This is a genomic window from [Leptolyngbya] sp. PCC 7376, assembly GCF_000316605.1.
GTDB lineage: Bacteria > Cyanobacteriota > Cyanobacteriia > Cyanobacteriales > MRBY01 > MRBY01.
Map to the genome: position 1 here is coordinate 3,804,433 of NC_019683.1, position 18,290 is coordinate 3,822,722.

The window sequence follows — 18,290 nt, forward strand, 5'->3', positions numbered from 1 at the left end:
ATGGAGTGATCGCCCCTACCAAAACATCAATCAAACTTTTAGTTAAATTAATAAAGTATAAGTTCAACTAATTAAACTGGTTGACGATTAGTATTTTACACTTCCGTGAAACCAAGTCATCATAGGGGTCATAGAGATTTATGTGATGTTTTAACTAATCTTGGAGAGAGACCCAATGGTTACTCTAGTTCAGTCCACTCAAGAAAAAAACCGCCAACGTTTAACGATACAAACTGCCGAGCTTGCTGAGAATACAACAGCTATTCGTTCTTTGGATTGGGATCGCGATCGCTTTGATATTGAGTTCGGGCTACGCAACGGCACAACTTACAATTCTTTTCTAATTCGCGGCGACAAGACCGCTCTCGTCGATACATCCCACCGCAAGTTTGAGCAGCTCTATTTAGAAGCGTTGGCTGGGCTAGTTGACATCAAAACCATTGATTATCTAGTCGTTAGCCACACAGAACCTGACCATAGTGCGCTCATCGCAGATTTATTGGTTATTGCGCCACATATCGTTATTGTCGGGGCGAAAGTGGCGATCAAGTTTCTAGAAAATATGGTGCATTATCCCTTTGAGTCGCAAATCGTTAAAAGTGGCGATCTCCTCGATTTAGGGAAAGGCCATGAGTTGGAATTTGTGTCAGCGCCCAACCTCCATTGGCCGGATACCATCTTTAGTTTTGACCATGGCACAGGCATTCTATACACCTGCGATGTGTTTGGGATGCATTACTGTGATGACCAAATTTACGACACAAATCCTCAGATTTTAGAAGCCGATTTTCGGTATTACTATGATTGTCTGATGGCTCCCAATGCCCGCTCAGTATTGGCTGCGCTCAAACGGATTGCCAAATTAGATATTAAGTTGGTCGCCACTGGCCATGGCCCATTACTCAAAGAATCGATTCCCCACTGGCTGGAGCAATACCAGTCTTGGAGTGCAGCCCAAACGAAAACCGATACTTTTGTCGCGTTATTTTATTGCCAAGATTATGGCCACAGTGACCACCTCGCCCGGGCGATCGCCCACGGTGTGAATCGCAATGGGGTACAGGTTGAATTAATCGATTTACAGCAAACTTCTCCCCAAGAATTACGGGAATGGGTGGAAGCGGCTAAAGGTTTAATTGTCGGGATGCCGCCTCAATCCTGTCCCATTTCCCAGACGGCGCTAAGTACGGTTTTAGCCGCAGCTCATAAAAAACAAGCGGTTGGTTTATTTGAAACAGGCGGTAGTGAAGATGAACCGATTTATCCGCTGCGCAACAAGTTCCGGGATATTGGACTCACGGAAGCCTTTCCGCCTATCTCGGTAAAAGAAGCTCCCCAAGCAGCAATGGATCAGCTGTGTGATGAGGCAGGCACAGATATGGGGCAATGGCTCACTCGCGATCGCACTCAAAAGAAAATTCAGGCAATCGATGCCACTTTGGAGCAAGCCCTTGGACGTATTAGCACCGGTCTTTATTTGATTACCGCGAAAAAAGGCGACCTCAGTAGTGCGATGTTGGCCTCTTGGGTGACCCAAGCCAGTGGCAGCCCCCTCGGGGTGGCGATCGCCGTCGCTAAAGACCGTGCCATCGAATCATTTATGCAGGGCGGCGATCGCTTTGTGCTCAATGTTCTCGAAGAAAGCAATTATCAACCTCTGATGAAACATTTCCTCAAGCGGTTTCCACCGGGCGGTGATCGCTTTGCCGGAGTAAAAACCTATCCCGCCAGCAATGGTTGTCCTATCCTTGCCGATGCTCTGGCCTACATCGAATGTGAAGTCTCTAGCCGCATGGATTGTTGTGATCACTGGGTCATTTACAGCACCGTCCACACCGGACGCGTCGCCGATGTCCATGGTCTGACCGCCGTTCACCACCGCAAACTGGGTAGTCATTACTAAATTTTTAAGACGCCGTCTACAAACAACCGCCCCGCTAAACCTTCTAGGAGAATCTTTTTCGCCATGCAACAAACCATTAATCCCCCCAAAACCCGACAACAACCGCCTATTTCTTTGTACGAAATTAACCGTGGTCGCATCGTCCGTCTCCTAGAATCTGTGCAGGATCTGATCGTGGTGTCCCTGTGCATCGGGTTATTTAGCTTTATGGTGTTGCAGATGCGGGACATGTTTCTCTCAATGTTGCCACCTGTGCATTTCCATATGGTCACAGCGGATATTTTGTTTCTGCTGATTTTGGTGGAATTATTTCGGCTACTGATTATTTATCTCCAAGAACAACGTATTTCGATTGGGGTGGCAGTAGAAGTTTCTATCGTTTCAGTGTTGCGGGAAATTATTGTCAGTGGCGTGCTAGAAACCGATTGGACAAAGATTTTGGCAGCCTGTGCTTTTTTGATTGTGTTGGGAGTTCTGCTGGTTGTGCGGGTTTGGATTCCGCCAACGTTTGAAGGCATTGACCCCGAAAAAGCGATTAGTAAACGTCATTCCCAATCAGTTTCAGAAAAAGGGTAATACCGAGTCATTCTGAGGGATCGTTCACGAACGACCCCTACGGCAGAAACCACGAATGTAGGGGCGTCATCGAGATATGCCCACCAAGGTATTGAACCTAAGAAAAGGTTAGTAATGTAGGGGCGTCATCGAGATATGCCCACCAAGGTATCGAACCTAAGAAAAGGTTAGTACTGAATCCTTCTGAAGGGTCGTTCGCGAACGACCCCTACAACCAATAGAAACCTGAAATGTAGGGGCGTCATCGAGATGCGCCCACCAAGGTTGTCGTCACATTTTTTGAAAGAACCCCTTCCGGACTTCGACCACCTTCCCCAAGGAAGGATACCGATCCCACATTGTTTACCAATTTATTCGTCACCAGTTTTTGTGAGGTTATTTTCCATGTCTATGGCCACTGCAACCATGAGTCCTACTCGCCCCAAAGATGTTCAAACTGTCGAGATTGCGCCCAATACGTTGATGTTGCGATCGCGCACTTGGGATCGTTTGAAGTTTGAAATTGAATATGCTCGCCAACAGGGAACGACGGCAAATTCATTTCTAATTCGGGGCGATCGCCAAGTATTGATTGATCCACCGGGAGAATCGTTTACCGATATTTATCTGGAAGCTTTAGAAGAACATCTGGATTTGAGTACGTTGGATTACGTGATTTTGAGTCACGTCAACGCCAATCGACTGGTGACATTGGAAGCCCTTTTAGAAAAAGCACCCCAGGCGACAGTAGTCTGTTCTCATCTGGGAGCCAATACTTTTCGGATGGCTTTTCCTCAATGGGGCGATCGCGTCCAGATTGTACGGGGAGAATCGAAGTTAGAGATTTACTCAGATCAATCTTTAGTGTTAACAACAGTGCCCACACCCCGCTGGATTGATGGTATTTGCACCTATGATCCGACGACGAAAATTTTGTACACCGATAAGTTTTTTGGGGCGCATGTGTGCAGTGATGCAGCCTTCGATGAAGACTGGCGAGCTTTGGATGACGATCGCCGCTATTACTTCGACTGTCTCCATGCCCCCCAGAGCAAACTGGTGGAAAAGGCACTCGATAAACTCGAAACATTTCCCGCCCAAACCTATGCTCCCGGCCATGGCCCCTTGGTGCGCTACAGTTTGAGCCGCTTTACCTACGACTATCGCCAATGGTGTCAGCAGCAAAAATCGAAGAAATTAACGGTGGCATTATTCTACGCATCGGCCTATGGCAATACCGCTGTACTGGCACGGGCGATCGCCCAAAGTTTGGTGGATGAAGGAATTTCCGTTCAGACGGTCAATTGCGAAATTGCAGAACCTGAAGACATTACCGCTGCTATTGAAGCCTGCGATGGTTTTTTGATTGGTTCCCCAACGCTCGGTGGTCATGCCCCCACCCAGATTCAGACAGCTTTAGGGATTATTCTTGCGGCGGCGACACCGACAAAATTAGCTGGCGTTTTCGGTTCCTACGGCTGGAGTGGTGAGGCGATTGGTTTCCTCGAAAATAAACTCCGGGATGCTAACTATCGTTTTGGCTTTGACGCTATTCGCGTGAAATTCACCCCCAATGCAGCAGTACTTGAAACCTGTCGTGAGTCTGCCCAGCAATTTGCTCAAACTCTCAAAACCAATAAGCAGCTCCGCACTCCCAAACTCCACCGCAAAAAAATTCAAGGGGATCGCACCGTTCAAGCTGTTGAAAGAATTGTTGGTTCCTTGTGCGTTGTCACAACTTGCGATGGCGACACTCATAGAGGTGTGTTGTCTTCCTCCGTTTCCCAAGCGAGTTTTAGTCCACCGGGATTAGTCATTGCCATTGGTGCAGGTCAAAACGCGGATCTCATGATGCGTCAGGGCGATAAATTTACCCTCAATATTCTTAAAGAAGGCCGTAATGTCCGCCGTTATTTTTTCCACCACAGCATCATTGACGACAATCCTTTCGAGTCTTTACCTACGACCATTGGCGAAAACGGCTGCCTCATTCTCCAAGATGCTCTGTCCTATCTTGAATGCACCGTTCAACAACAAATGCCCTGCGGCGATCGCCACCTCATCTATGCCACCGTTGATCGCGGTCAGGTCTTAGAAACCAGTGGCTTAACAGCGATAGAACATTTTAACTAAGCTGTATCGCGGGGAAAATGATCCTCATCTTCCCCACTAATTTTGTTGTGTGATTGTTTGAATTTAGCCTGAGACATAGGATCCCCCTAAATCCGCCTTTGTAAGGGGGACTTGAGCTTTTCAGTTACCTCATAGCCATGTGAAACGACTATAACCGCGACCTTTTTCTTACTTGCCGAGGGTTAACTCGTCTTTATTACCCAAAAGTCCTTGGGGTCGCCACACCATCAGTAGCATCAGGATTAGACCGATCACCATAATTCGTAATGCGCCCAAACGAGCATCATCGACAAGGTTTAGCTGAGGCAAAACAAATCGGGTGATGGAATCGTAGGCAAAGAAAATTAGTGAGCCGATTAATGTGCCGGGGTTTGTGCCAGCTCCGCCCAAAACAACGATTGTCCAAGCATTAAAGGTAACGAGGGGGTCAAAGTTCGAGGGGTAAACATTCGTTAGCTGCCAGGCGTAGAATGAACCCGCAGATCCGGCGATCGCCCCACCGAGCATAAAAGATTGAAGCTTGTACCAAAAAACATTTTTTCCGAGGGCACGAGGAATCTCTTCATCTTCACGGATAGACTTCAGGACACGACCCCAAGGAGAATGCACCAAATATTCCAGTCCCGCATAAACCAATGCCAAGGCCACAAGGGAAATTAACATCAGGCCTGCTTTATAGTTGTAATCCTGAAGCGCTACGCAACCATTGATAAATAGGCTGAGAATAATGCCGCCGCCGATTACGCCCCAAACGCCTGCATCTAAGCCGGATTGACCTTGTTTTTTAAGTCTTTTCCAACGCCAACGAATCCCCCGCCATAGTTGCCATCCTGCAAATACTGCGATTAAAGTCAGCCATAAAATTAGCGACAGCTTACCGACTTGATTCGGGCGAAATTCTCCCAGCGGTAATGGATAGCCCTGCACACCGAAAGCACCACGGGTCAACCATTCTTCGTTGAGGGCAACAAGGCGAATCAATTCTGAAAAACCAATGGTCACAATCGACAGATAATCTTCCCGCAATCGTAACGTTGATAGACCAATAAACAAGCCTAGCAATGCGGCGATCGCCGCCCCAGCTAAAAGCGCAAAAATTAAGGGCACACCCTTTGAAGCGAGCAAAACTGTTGTGTAAGCACCGATGGTCATAAAAGCCACATGACCAAAATTAATTAGTCCAGTGAAGCCCCATTGGAGATTGAGGCCAAGACAAAAAATCGCGTAGGTTGCTGCGGAGATGGTGAGATAAACGAGATAGCCGACCATGAGTGCTCGAAATAAAGTACGAAAAAAAGGGACATCCCCCAAGACTGCCCCATCTTATACCATTCAATACCGTTGGTTTTGACCATTTTGATTGATTGATTTGTGTTGGTGAAATTAGTGGGCGATCGCCCCAAGTTTTTTATTTGACTCCATCGCCATGGCTTAATTTCTACGGGGAAAGGAAGTCCGAGATTTTGAGATAAAGATGGCGAGGATACAGAAACTTATGAGGATGATTGTTCCGATAGCGGCAAAGATGGGAACGAGTTCTGCCTCTGAATTTTTGATGGCGATCGCCACCCAAGCCCAAACAAATACACCACCATAGACGATGTCTCTATGCTTCAAAGTGATAAACCCTGCTAGTCCAGTTCCGATGACTAATAAAATGGCAGCCCACATTTCAGGCTCAATGCCCCATCTTTGCCAATCGAGGAAATGTAAAAGACAAGCTGCATTCACGATGGTCGCGACCGTAATCCAAGCGCAGTAAATCGAGACAGGTCTTTTAACTAGCCATTTGATTTTGCTGGATGGCGCTTTTAGGTTGCTGTTGACTGTGATGTAAAGCCTTACGAGAAAAAAAGTGATCAGGCCAATCATTACTAGCGATGCAGCGAACAATCGGTATTGGAAAAGAACAACCCAGATAATCTGAGCAATGCTGGCATAAGTGAGCCAATAGCCCAATTGCTTCGTGTGTGGATTATTTTTCTGGCTCGGGAGTGCTTGATAAATTCCCAGCGAAATTAGCCCCACATAAATTAATCCCCAAATTGAAAACGCATAGCTTTTCGGCAGGATGAACACAGGGTCAAAATACTGATCAGAAATTTCGGCGATCGTCAGACCATCTAGAGGTTTGATATTGGCGAGGATATTGGTAAAAAATGCGGCGATGATGGCACCGAGATTACTGATTTGACGTTGGGTGTCACGGTCTAAAGGCATAGTGCGGTGTGAAAAATAATTGAAGTGAGAAAAGTAATCTCAGTCCTTTTAATTTTCGCTGTTTACTGCCTAAATTGCCTTGTTTACATAATCGTGAAAGCCAGAACGTTACGATAAGTGAAAGCCGCAACGTCAGATTTCACTATGTTTTCAGCACCATTAGGGTTAAAACGACTACTGTCATACAAAAAAGTTTGGTTACGGGGAGATATCCTCGCTGGCTTAACAGTTGCTGCTTACCTAATCCCTCAATGTATGGCCTACGGTGAATTAGCTGGGGTAAGACCAGTTGCTGGCCTCTGGGCAATTTTGCCAGCAATGGTGATCTATACCCTTCTCGGATCATCGCCTCAACTATCTGTCGGCCCCGAATCGACAACCGCTGTGATGACCGCTGTGGCGATCGCCCCCCTTGCAGCCGCAGATGGTAGTGATTATGCGACATTAGCTGGATTATTGGCGGTGATTGTTGGAGGGGTCTACATTGTTGGCTACTTTTTGCGGCTAGGGTTCCTCGCCAATCTACTGTCTAAACCGATCTTGATTGGGTATATGGCAGGGGTGGCGGTAATCATGATTTCGGGTCAGTTGGGTAAAGTAGCTGGCCTTTCCATTGACGCCGAAACTATTCCTGGCGAAATTCAAGGCTTTTTAACGCAATTACCCCAAGCTCACATTCCGACCCTCATCCTGTCCATCATTCTCCTTATTTTTCTGTTTGTTATTCAAGCCCGTTTTCCCAATGCGCCAGGGCCTTTAATTGCGGTATTGGCGGCAACTGCTGCCGTCAAATTTTTTCAGCTCGATCAATTGGGGATTGCAGTCGTCGGCGAAATTCCCAGCGGCTTACCAATACCGCGTCTACCGGATTTTGCCAATGGTCAACTTTTAGCTTTAGTCTCGGCTTCTGTCGGTATTGCTGTTGTGGGCTATTCAGATAATGTTTTAACCGCCCGGGCTTTTGCGGCTCGCAATAATTACACCATTGATGCCAATCAAGAGTTATTGGCTCTGGGCTTTTCAAACATGGGTGCTGGTCTAATGCAGGGATTTCCGATTAGTAGTAGTGGCAGCCGCACGGTAATCGGTAATGCTCTGGGCAATAAAACTCAGTTATTTTCTCTGGTGGCAATGGTTTCAGTAATTTTAGTATTGCTCTTTCTGAGACCTGTTTTAGCTTCTTTTCCTACGGCTGCACTGGGAACCTTAGTGATTTTTGCGGCGACGAGATTAATCGAAATTCAGGAATTTAAACGACTACAACGATTTCGCAATTCTGAGTTTGCATTGGCTATTATCACCATGGTTAGCGTTCTAGCCACTGACTTGTTAATCGGCATTGCGATCGCCATTACCTTATCTGTGGTCGAGCTGTTTGGCCGTGTTGCTCGCCCTCATGATGCTGTGCTGGGAAAAATCAAAGGGTTAGCAGGTTGGCATGACATCGACGATTGGGATCATTCCGTCACCATTCCGGGATTAGTTTTATACCGTTACGATGCGCCAATTTGTTTTGCTAATGCTGAAAATTTCAAGCAACGAGCAAAGGCAGCCATAGCAGCAGAAAAAGAGCCAGTGAAATGGTTTGTGCTCAATACAGAGGCGATCGCCGAAATAGACATTACCGCCTCAGACATGCTGGAAGAATTTATCCAAGAGCTAGCCGCGCAAAATATCACTTTCGCAATGATGCGAGTCAAGCAAGATTTGTATGCCCAACTCCATCGCTCAGGAATGCTTCATAAAATTGGTGCGGATCTAATTTTCCCGACGATAAACACTGCAGTCGAAGCATTTCAAAATCCGGCTAAGCCTGACATTCAAACACCATCTTAAATTGTGATAGCTCCAAATCAAGAGGCGATCGCCACTTATTTTCGAGTCTCGAACAAACTTTAAAAATGGAAAGTCGTTCTCAAACTCCCAATCACCACATCAGAGTCAAACCCATTAGGAGCCATCAACCAAATTACACCAGGCGTGAGCGAAATATCTTCCATAATCTGATGCCGATAGAAAGCCTCAAGATGAAAAGGTGTCGTCTCATTACGGTAGGTAATATTCGGTAAATCGAGATTAGAAATATAGGGCTGAGCACCGAAAAATACCCCCAATAAATTATTCTCTTTCCCAAAATTCGGTAGCGCGAAACCAACACCATAAGTCCAGAGATCGCCATCCCCTTGACCCAAAATTTTCAGATCTGTATAGGAAAAATAACCACTCAGAGAAACTGCATCACTAATTTTCCATGCCCCTTGAACACCATAAGAATTACTGACAACACCTGTCGGTGACAAACCAACTAAAGGCTCAGTAAGACGTTGGAGTGTCGTACCAGGGAGATTCGCCAATTGCGTTCCGACAAAACCATCTCGGTTTCTAAACCCATGATTAAACAGAGCATCATTCTCGCGATTGTAAGCATGAACATAAGTCAAACCCCAATCAAAATTTCCCATCTCAAAAGATGTTTGGGCTAAAACACCATAACTCGCCTTCGCAAAACCGGAAAAAGGATCCGCAACATCCGCACCAGCCAGATAGCCCAACGTTAAATCAATTCCTTTGTTCGTTTCTTTTTTCCAAGCTAAAGGCGCATTAATAACTAAACCAGTACCACCTCCAATCCGGTAAATGGGACTGTGAGACGATAACGTTGAAATACCTCCCAGACCGCCATCATGATCAAAAAAGAAAGGATTACTTGTGGGCGCAAAATCATGCCAAGCTGCACCAGCCGCCGCAACATTAAACCTCGTTCCCCCAACCGGAAAAGAATAAATTAACTTTGATTCATTGATATTTAAACTCTGGAATGTCTCCCCTGTATTACCCACAAAACGCGCATCAAGAGGGCGAGGCAAAAACGGTGGGATAGCTGGCGCTTTAAAACGACCACGACTGTTCGCCGTAAAAGGTCTGAGATTAGTGGCAGCCAAACGAATTAATAAACTATCTTTTCCGGTAAAACTCGTATCAAGATCCAAATGGATGCGATAACCAAAGACCGCAACTTGTTCATTATCAACTAAGGCATCAACACGAGGGATTGGTCGATTTCGCGCATCAAAAGCCGCAACTAAATTTGGATCTAAATTAACTGAAACACCGGGTAGAAAAGAGAGATTTTCGCTACCTTCAACAAAGTTATCGCCATAGGCTTTTGCTAAAGCAAAAATTGCTTCTCCATCTAATTTGGTGTACTTAGAGAATAAGCTTGACTCTAAACCAGAAACCGCTTCTTCTAGCTCATCGACATCTTGGCTAATCGAAGCTAATTCACTATTAAATTCTGTGGTGAGTTGATTGAGAGTACCAACTAATTCTTCGTCTCCAGACATACTAGTGTCAGCGTCTATGATTAAGTAGATAGCTTCCAGACAAGTATTGAGCGACACAGCAAATTCATATCTAGAAATCGCTTCATCACCACGAAAAAGGGTATCGGTCTCTGGAGAGAGACATTGATATTTATCGACTAAATTACGGATTGCTTCATAGGCCCAGTCGCTCGGCTCTACATCCTTAAAATATCGCACAGGAATATATCGTTCTTCTTGCTCCAGTTGACCTAGGAAATAAGGTGATGTTTGCGAAGCATCAAAAGTTTGTTTTTGATCGAGAGAATTTTCTATTTGCTGCGATGAATCCGATTCAATGAGTACGATTTTAGAAGATGGATCTTCAGAAAAATCATAAGCGAGGTCGGTAGGGAAAAACATCTTGCAATTATCTCGTATAAATTGTGTTAGCAGCTTTTGCTGCACCACACATAATAATCAGACTTGGGGTAAAAGAGGCTTATGATAAATTACATTTTTGTAATTTACGTTACATACTCTAGAATTTCATCAGAAAAACTGCCTATATAGAAATACTTTTTTTAGCAAATAATTTGCGACAATTTTTATTTAAGGGCATTAATCATATCGGGATGCTTGATTTAAAGAAGCGATCGCCTTCTTAATGAGAATAGAGATTCAGAATCCAAAACATAATCGAACTTTTCAAAAGCGTGAACAATACAAAAAGTTTACATAGACTGCGTGATTCACCTTGGATTTTGAGAGTTTCTATTATTGTTAGTTAGAATGCTGATCAAGCATATAGAAGCCTCAAAGCTTATTATTTTACGCCTGTTTTAAACATTTTGTATTAGGGGTAGCAACCATGAGTAAAGGGAATAGATTGGAGCAGCAAAAGACAAACTCAGCAACATTTTATGAGCGAACAATTCCACTCCATGCTCCTAATGTAGAAGTGCATGCCCTAGAGCCAGATCTCTTGCTCTATCATGCTGATGATGAAGTTGCTGTCTCCCTAAATGCCTCAGCAAAAGAGATTTGGCAGCTATGTCGTGGCGTACATTCTATTAAGGATATTAGTCAAGAATTGGCAGATTCTTTACCAGAAATCGAACTCGAAGACATTTTTGGTGATGTTGTAGCAACAATTACTCGCCTAGAGCAAGTTGGTTTTTTAGAGCTATCTACTCGTTAACTCTCGTAGGTTTCCCAGCAAACAAACTACACATTTATTTTGGCTTCTTAATCAAAGTAAAGATTTAGAAAAAAACGTTTTTAAAACTTGTTTTTTCTTGCGTTGCTTCCAAAATATTAGATTAATCTTTGTCTATATATAAGTCGGGATACCTGAAGAAGATTGAATGTCTTCGATCTTGGTTTTACTATGTTTTTTGCAAGCTAAATTGCAGTAGTGACTAAGTAAATAATTTAGTTGATGTGATGACTGCTTGCCATTATTTTCGTGCATAGTCAGGAGCATAAAATCGAATGACCATTGATATATGTTTGGGCGTCACTATCCATAAATATCCCGACACAAATTTAGTCTGTCTGACAGATTTGTGGAAAGCAGCCAAAAGACCCAATGGAAAGCGTCCTTTAGCTTGGATTAAAACTCCATCGGCTCAGAATTTACTTAGTGACGTGCAGCGTCAAACTCAGGCAGATGTACTCCAAGATTCTCAGCAAGAATTCGTGGTTGGTCTAGTTGGGCAATTAGAGACTGAGCGAATTAATGGCAGCTTATGGACCTACAGCACACCGGAACTGGCTTTGGTCTATGCCATGGAGCTAGGAGAAGACGTATATCAGTGGGCGCAAAATACTTGGTCAAGTTCCGAGGCGATCGCCCTACTAGAGCTTTATGGGCAATACAAACAAACAAACCAAGCTCATGAGTTGAAACACACCTATAAGATGAAGCGCCGGGCTCTCATTACAGCCGGTTGGATAGTACCTATTGTCACAGTAGTAGGTCTCAGCAAACGCGCTCAAGCTCAGGTTTCTGGAGGCTCTACTGAGGAAACCACGACAACAGCAGCCCCCGAAAACGAAGTAACGACGACGACAACCACCACGACAACTACCACCACGACAACCACCGAAGCACCAACAACAACTCCTCTTGAAACTACAGAGACGCCTAGATAAGCACTCGTAACGGAAATACAGCAAATGAAGTCTATGCTTGATGCTCGCATCTTTATCCAAATTGCCGCATATCGAGATCTGGAGCTTGTGCCGACGGTTAAAGATGCGATCGCCCAAGCTGCCAAACTTGAGCGATTAAGCTTTGGCATTTGTTGGCAATATGCAGATTCAGAACTTTATTATGTTGAACTGCTCAAAGATATTCCCAACTGTCGTGTTGAATCTATTCCCGCCAAACAGTCTCAGGGATTAGGTTGGGCACGCCATAAAACACAGCAGTTATGGGACAGCGAAGAATATAGTCTACAAATCGATGCCCATATGCGTTTTGCTCCTCGTTGGGACGAACAGCTCATCGAGATGCTGGCCCAATGTCCTAGCGAGAAACCTTTACTTAGCTCCTATCCTCCTGCCTATATTCCCCCTCGTCATTTAGTTAGTCATAATGCGACTCGCATTAGACCGAAATTCTTTTTGAAATCAGGTGATTTACGTCAGCAAGCATATGATGACTTGAGTAAATTTGAGGCTCCCCAATCTGGGATGCTAATCGCGGGGGGCTTTAGCTTTTCTCGCGCAGAGGTGATTCAAGAAGTCCCCCAAGATCCCAACATCTATTTTACAGATGAAGTCCCCTATGGGGTTCGGCTCTGGACCCATGGTTGGGATGTGTACAATCCCCATAAACCTGTTTGCTGGCATTTTTACAATTCCGGTGAAACACGCGTTCTCAATTGGTCTGACAACCCCACTTGGAACAAGCGCCAAAAACGTACCGAATCATATATTCGGCAGTTATTAGGAATGGAGCCCCAAGTCATTGATTTTGGGGAGTATGGCCTTGGTGAAGTTCGATCTTTGGCAGAATTGGAGCGCCGTCTTAATATCAATTTTGCCAAGTTTATGATTGGCGGAGAGACAAAGCTCAATACAATCCAACGGGATCGCCAGGCGAAAAAAGTCGGCATTAACCATAAATTACGAGAACGTGACATTCTTCTCTACTGCACTCAACCTCAACACCAACTCTCTGGAGAAGAAGAGTGGAAAGCTATTTTAACGGGAAGACTTGATTGGAAATATCTAATTGGACTTGCGATTAAACATGGTGTTTTTCCACTCCTTTTTCAGCGTCTGCAAGCACTCGATATTCTGGCTGATTTACCAAAACATACTCAACAGGAACTTAAACAAGAGTACCGTTCTCACATCATCCGAAATTCTAATTATGAGCAAGAATTAGCGAGTCTAGTGCAGTTACTGGATACTCACCAAATTTCAGTTTTAGCCTACAAAGGGCCATCTTTGGCGATCGCCGCTTATGGTGACCTGCTCGCGCGTCAGTTCAGTGATCTGGATTTATTGGTTGCTCCTGAATATTTCGAGGAAGCAAAAAATATTTTGACAAAAGTTGGCTATCGTTTGCTGACCCCCCATACCGATCATGCTTTCGACTTAGTACTCCGAAATCATCAGAGTCGTATGGCAATTGATTTACATCGTGCAGCAGTACCAAGTTTCTATGGGTTCTCCTGCCGTTTTGAAGACTTGTTAGAGAATGCCCATTCCCTACAACTTGTAGATCAGACGGTGATGATGCCTTCCCCTGAAGATCTGCTGTTGCTGCTAAGCATTCATGGGCTAAAAGATCGATGGCGTAAGCTTATTTGGCTGCGGGATTTATATGAGATTATCCATTCCACACCAGATCTTGATTGGGATTATATCTGGTGGCGATCGCATCAGTTAGGTGTCAAACGAGCATTGCAATTAGGACTCAAGTTTTCAGCCCAGATCTTAGACTGGGAACTACCAAAATCTGTCCAGGCTCAGTCCGACTATGATCTGACATGGCATTTACAGTACCTAAATAATCAGCTTTTTGAAGTTCAGAATAAACCAGTTTCATTCAAAACAATAAAAGAAGATATTCGATTAGATTTACAAATCCGAGAACGCTGGCGTGATCGTTTCACCTATATTCTGAAACGCATATTTGCCCCAAGTTGGCGTGACCAAAATTTAGTCAAACTGCCAAAATCTTTCTCCTTTATCTATTGGTTTATCCGTCCTTTCTATGTTGTAACGCGCATTTTTTCTAGCTAAAACAATCAATATCGCAGTCATTTAACTATTGTTCCAAGATGCGAATATTGCAACTTGAATTTCAACATCAAGCTTTACTGATCGAAACAAATAATCTATCGATTGAGCAGTTTGTACTGAGCATATTTGATCATCTTTTATCTGATTCACAGAGCAACCCTATCGCAAAGTTTTCGGCCATACAAAGTCAGTCAGAGTATGAGTTAAGTCAATTAATACAAGGTGATTCAAAATTAGTTTTCAGCACATCACAACTAGATGTATTTACTACACAACTCAAATATCATCTAGTTACAACACTACTTGAAAACACGTCCCAGTTTTTGTGGTTTCATGCTGCTGCTGCTGCCAAAAACAATGAAGCTATCTGGTTGTTGGCTCCACCTGGAGGCGGCAAAAGCTCTATTGTCTTATTGCTAGTACAAGAAGGATGGCAATATCTAAGTGATGATGTTGTTGCTCTTGATCTTGTGACGAATCAGCTCATTGGCTTTCCTCAAACTCCACGTCCTCGGAAGTCGATCAATAAGTGGATTCAGGATAAAAATCAGATTAACTCGATAGCGAAAGAAATCGTCACTATTCCAATAGAAAAGGTACAGGCAAGTCCTTGTGAAGTTAAGGGAATAGTATTTTTAAAATATCATTCAGAATCTACAATAGCTTTAGAAAAACTATCTTCAAGTCAGGCTGTTATAAAGCTACTTGAGCAGACAATTAATTTTCCCTTACACAAACAATCTGCAATGAATGCACTAGTTGATTTATCTGCTCAGACTCAAGCTTATCAACTTGATTATGACAATCGTAATGCGGCATTTTTAGCGTTAATACAATGTTTTGACTGAGTTATATATTTTAGATTTTGCTCTCCATAAAAAATCCATTCATTATACGAATGGATTTACTGAACCATAAATTTATTTTGATAGCTGACTACTCAGGAGAATTGATTAAACCAGGGTGATCCGAGGGGCGATCGCCGGGCGCATCCCAGAAAAAACGACGCTCAGATTCAGCAATTGGTTTGTCGTTAATACTTGCTTCGCGGCGACGCATCAAACCGGCTTCATCAAATTCCCAGTTTTCATTGCCATAGGCGCGATACCATTGCCCTGCATCATCCTGCCATTCGTACTGAAAACGTACTGCAATACGATCATCGCCATAGGCCCACAATTCTTTTACAAGACGATAATTTAGTTCTTTATCCCACTTACGGCGCAAAAACTCACGGATTTTCTCGCGACCCTGAAACACTTCAGCTCGATTACGCCAGAAACTATCTTCCGTATATGCCATACAAACCTTATCTGGGTTGCGACCATTCCATGCATTTTCCGCCATCCGTACTTTGGCGATCGCAATCTCTCGGGTAAAAGGAGGGACTAAAGGCGTTGTCATCGTTGAGCTTCCCCAATAAATTCAAAAAAATGACGGTCTGTATCATGACCGCCTCTCATTTTCGTTGCAACTAAAGTCTGCGCGTTAATGTCTTATTACTTCTTCACCACTCATAAGTTCATCATGACTACATGACAACTTAAAGATAAGTAAATACAATGTATTTGCCAGATAACTGTCAATCTCAATTCAACCTCTAATAGCCCAAGAAAAATGGGATGCGAGCGCTATGTATATCAGAACAAGAAAGATCAAGGCGATCGCCAAAAGTGTGATCAGCAGCTTGGCAAAATGGGCGAAATGCTCCAAGATAATCTTGCGTAAGTATGAAAAAAGCTTCAATCGATTTTTCTAGCACTTGTCGGAACCTTTGCAACATTAAAGATCAACGCTCTAGCATTCAGAACGAGGCAAATCGATGACAGAATCAAACTACGAAATCATTATTCCGGAAAACATCGAAGACTTAGTTATCCAAGAAGAGTTTTTCTATCTCCTACAAGATGGCAAAAAACGTAAAATAAGATTGCATGACTACAAGGAACTATATAGTATTCCTCGTTTATACCAATCCATAATGGAGCAACAACAAGAACAATCTCATATTGTTTTGCCTTCTTTACTCAAGGAGTATATTGTTAGTTCTGGGAAAAAAATGGAGGATTTGACGATACTGGAAGTTGGAGCTGGCAGTGGAGCAGTCGGTAAAACATTGTCAGATTTCGGCGTTAAATCTATTGTTGGTATTGACATTGTTCCTGAAGCAAAAGAAGCCGTGGATAGAGACTATCCAGATGTCTATAGCAGCTACTACATTGAGGACTTAAATAATCTAAGCCCAAAAACAAAAGAAGCATTAATTCAACAAAAGTTTGATTGCATTGTTTGTGGTTCCGCACTTGGGTTCAACCATATTCCAGCTAAGACGTGGGCAAAGGCATTTAATGTAATTGCTCCTAATAGTTGGATCGCCTTTAATGTCCAAAACGAACGCTGGGAAAATGAAGGAACAGACTCTTTCGTTGCATGGCATCCTTGGGTGAGTGATGAGAATATTCTCAATATTACTAAAACGCACAAGTACCGTCATCGATTCTATTTGGATGGTCGTCCTTTGTACTATGTCGCCATTATTGGAACAAAAGTGGGTAATATACCAAACAGCTGATTTGACAATAAAAAAGTAAATTTAAAATTCTAGTTGTAATCCTTGCTACTAGAATTTTAAATTTGCGTAGCGAAAGAAATTTTTTCTGTTCACGGAGCAAGCTGTGTCAAAACAAAAAAAACAATCTTACCGTAACAGCTGTCTTACACCTATTTATCAGAATATAGCCTATTTTTTTGAAGATACAGCTCAGGTGAGGCAATACTATGAAGGCAAGGTTAGTGTAGGACGATATGGAAGGTATGATAATCCTAATTGGCTAGAGTTCGAAAATAAAATAGCAGCTCTTGATAATTATGAGAGTGCCCTGATTTTTTCATCTGGAATGAATGCTATTACTACCACAGCCTGTGCCCTACTGGAACAGAATGACACTTTAGCGTATACAGGAAGATGCTATAGAAAAACCAAACAGCTCTTTCGCCAAATCTTACCAAAATGGGGAATCAAGACAATATCAATAAATCCTACTAATAATGATAATAATTTCTCGAATAAGTGTTTAGAAAATGCAAAAATGGTATTTCTTGAAATGCCATCAAACCCTCATCTATACTTGGTAGATATTACGAAGATTAAAAGAAAAATGCACGCTGATGCATTATTAGTTGTCGATAGCACGCTTTCCACGCCATTGAATTTCCAAGCACAAAAATGGGGGGCCGATCTGACAATTCATAGCTGTAGCAAATATATTGGCGGTCATGGAGATGTCTTGGCCGGAAGTGTGGCTGGTTCAAAAGACTTAATTGAACATATTCGAAACTACCGAAATATTATGGGAGGAGTTACCGCTCCTAACACAGCTTCTTTGCTCAATCGAAGTTTGGAAACTTTAGAGATTAGAATGCAGCATTTTAATACAGTTGGCTTGGAAATAGCCGAGTATTTATATCATCATCATCAAGTCAAACAAGTTTTCTATACAGGTCTTAAAACTCATCCTCATCACCACTTGGCAAAAAAATATTTAACTGGACATGGAGGAGTGATTTCTTTTGAATTGGATATGAATGAGAAAGCAACCTCAAAATTTGTAGATGCTCTGCAAATTCCTTGCATGGGAAGCAATTTTGGCTCAGGTCAAGCCATGATTGAGCAGTGTAGCATTTTCACTTACTACAATCTTTCTCCACAAGAACGACAAGACATAGGGATTAGTGACAGTTTGGTTCGACTCAGTATTGGTTATGGGAACAGTGATGCTTTGATTGAGGATATTGATAAAGCTCTAGAAATTGCGAATCATTAAACTGTCAAAATTCACAGCAGAAATATCAACTAGGATGATCGCCTGTATTTTCTGGGATAATCCGCCAAGTTTCATCTCAATATTTCGCTA

Annotated in this window: 14 protein-coding genes; 10 read left to right on the plus strand and 4 right to left on the minus strand. The window is 43.3% G+C overall.

The annotated features are described in order from the left end of the window. Positions 1-175: 175 nt before the first annotated feature. The 3 genes from LEPTO7376_RS17205 (at position 176) to LEPTO7376_RS17215 (ending at position 4,591) form a co-directional block, all read left to right on the plus strand. On the plus strand, positions 176-1,903 hold the full coding sequence (locus LEPTO7376_RS17205) for a diflavin flavoprotein (RefSeq protein WP_015135399.1): 1,728 nt from the start codon (positions 176-178) through the stop codon (positions 1,901-1,903). Positions 1,904-1,966: 63 nt separating this feature from the next. Next, entirely contained in the window at positions 1,967-2,479 is a 513-nt protein-coding gene (locus tag LEPTO7376_RS17210; RefSeq protein ID WP_015135400.1) for a phosphate-starvation-inducible PsiE family protein, read from the plus strand. 390 nt (positions 2,480-2,869) lie between these two features. Beyond that, positions 2,870-4,591 carry a diflavin flavoprotein gene (locus LEPTO7376_RS17215; RefSeq protein WP_315861593.1) on the plus strand — a complete coding sequence of 574 codons (1,722 nt, stop codon included), beginning with the start codon at positions 2,870-2,872 and terminating at the stop codon, positions 4,589-4,591. Between the two features lie 168 nt (positions 4,592-4,759). Here the strand turns inward: LEPTO7376_RS17215 and LEPTO7376_RS17220 are convergent, their stop codons facing one another. Further along, positions 4,760-5,860, minus strand: a complete 1,101-nt coding sequence (locus LEPTO7376_RS17220) for a branched-chain amino acid ABC transporter permease (protein ID WP_015135402.1) — start codon at positions 5,858-5,860, stop codon at positions 4,760-4,762. Between the two features lie 162 nt (positions 5,861-6,022). Then, positions 6,023-6,811: a tryptophan-rich sensory protein gene (locus LEPTO7376_RS17225; protein ID WP_015135403.1), complete on the minus strand. Its 789-nt coding sequence runs from the start codon at positions 6,809-6,811 to the stop codon at positions 6,023-6,025. A gap of 144 nt (positions 6,812-6,955) precedes the next feature. Here LEPTO7376_RS17225 and LEPTO7376_RS17230 point away from each other — a divergent pair, with 144 nt between their 5' ends. Beyond that, a complete protein-coding gene (locus tag LEPTO7376_RS17230) occupies positions 6,956-8,647 on the plus strand; it encodes a SulP family inorganic anion transporter (protein WP_015135404.1) in 1,692 nt (563 codons plus the stop codon). 59 nt (positions 8,648-8,706) lie between these two features. Here the strand turns inward: LEPTO7376_RS17230 and LEPTO7376_RS23810 are convergent, their stop codons facing one another. Next, positions 8,707-10,536, minus strand: coding sequence for an iron uptake porin (locus tag LEPTO7376_RS23810; protein ID WP_015135405.1), 1,830 nt, complete (start codon positions 10,534-10,536; stop codon positions 8,707-8,709). A 448-nt stretch (positions 10,537-10,984) separates the two neighbouring features. Between LEPTO7376_RS23810 and LEPTO7376_RS17240 the strand changes: the two genes are divergently transcribed. The 4 genes from LEPTO7376_RS17240 to LEPTO7376_RS17255 all read left to right on the plus strand — a co-directional run bounded on the left by LEPTO7376_RS17240 (position 10,985) and on the right by LEPTO7376_RS17255 (position 15,224). Beyond that, positions 10,985-11,314, plus strand: coding sequence for a PqqD family protein (locus LEPTO7376_RS17240; protein ID WP_015135406.1), 330 nt, complete (start codon positions 10,985-10,987; stop codon positions 11,312-11,314). 293 nt (positions 11,315-11,607) lie between these two features. Beyond that, the gene (locus tag LEPTO7376_RS25870; RefSeq protein ID WP_015135407.1) at positions 11,608-12,270 is read left to right on the plus strand and encodes a KilA-N domain-containing protein; all 663 of its coding nucleotides are present in this window, start codon (positions 11,608-11,610) and stop codon (positions 12,268-12,270) included. A gap of 24 nt (positions 12,271-12,294) precedes the next feature. After that, positions 12,295-14,376 (plus strand): GlcNAc-transferase family protein, encoded by a 2,082-nt coding sequence (locus tag LEPTO7376_RS17250; RefSeq protein ID WP_015135408.1) that lies wholly within the window; start codon positions 12,295-12,297, stop codon positions 14,374-14,376. A 47-nt stretch (positions 14,377-14,423) separates the two neighbouring features. Next, the gene (locus tag LEPTO7376_RS17255) at positions 14,424-15,224 is read left to right on the plus strand and encodes a hypothetical protein (RefSeq protein ID WP_160148497.1); all 801 of its coding nucleotides are present in this window, start codon (positions 14,424-14,426) and stop codon (positions 15,222-15,224) included. Between the two features lie 88 nt (positions 15,225-15,312). Here LEPTO7376_RS17255 and LEPTO7376_RS17260 read toward each other — a convergent pair whose 3' ends face one another. Then, on the minus strand, positions 15,313-15,780 hold the full coding sequence (locus tag LEPTO7376_RS17260) for a DUF1348 family protein (RefSeq protein ID WP_015135410.1): 468 nt from the start codon (positions 15,778-15,780) through the stop codon (positions 15,313-15,315). A gap of 418 nt (positions 15,781-16,198) precedes the next feature. Between LEPTO7376_RS17260 and LEPTO7376_RS17265 the strand changes: the two genes are divergently transcribed. Together LEPTO7376_RS17265 and LEPTO7376_RS17270 are read left to right on the plus strand one after the other, a co-directional pair. After that, a complete protein-coding gene (locus tag LEPTO7376_RS17265; protein ID WP_015135412.1) occupies positions 16,199-16,948 on the plus strand; it encodes a class I SAM-dependent methyltransferase in 750 nt (249 codons plus the stop codon). Positions 16,949-17,051: 103 nt separating this feature from the next. Then, a complete protein-coding gene (locus LEPTO7376_RS17270; RefSeq protein ID WP_015135413.1) occupies positions 17,052-18,200 on the plus strand; it encodes a PLP-dependent transferase in 1,149 nt (382 codons plus the stop codon). Positions 18,201-18,290 lie beyond the last annotated feature (90 nt).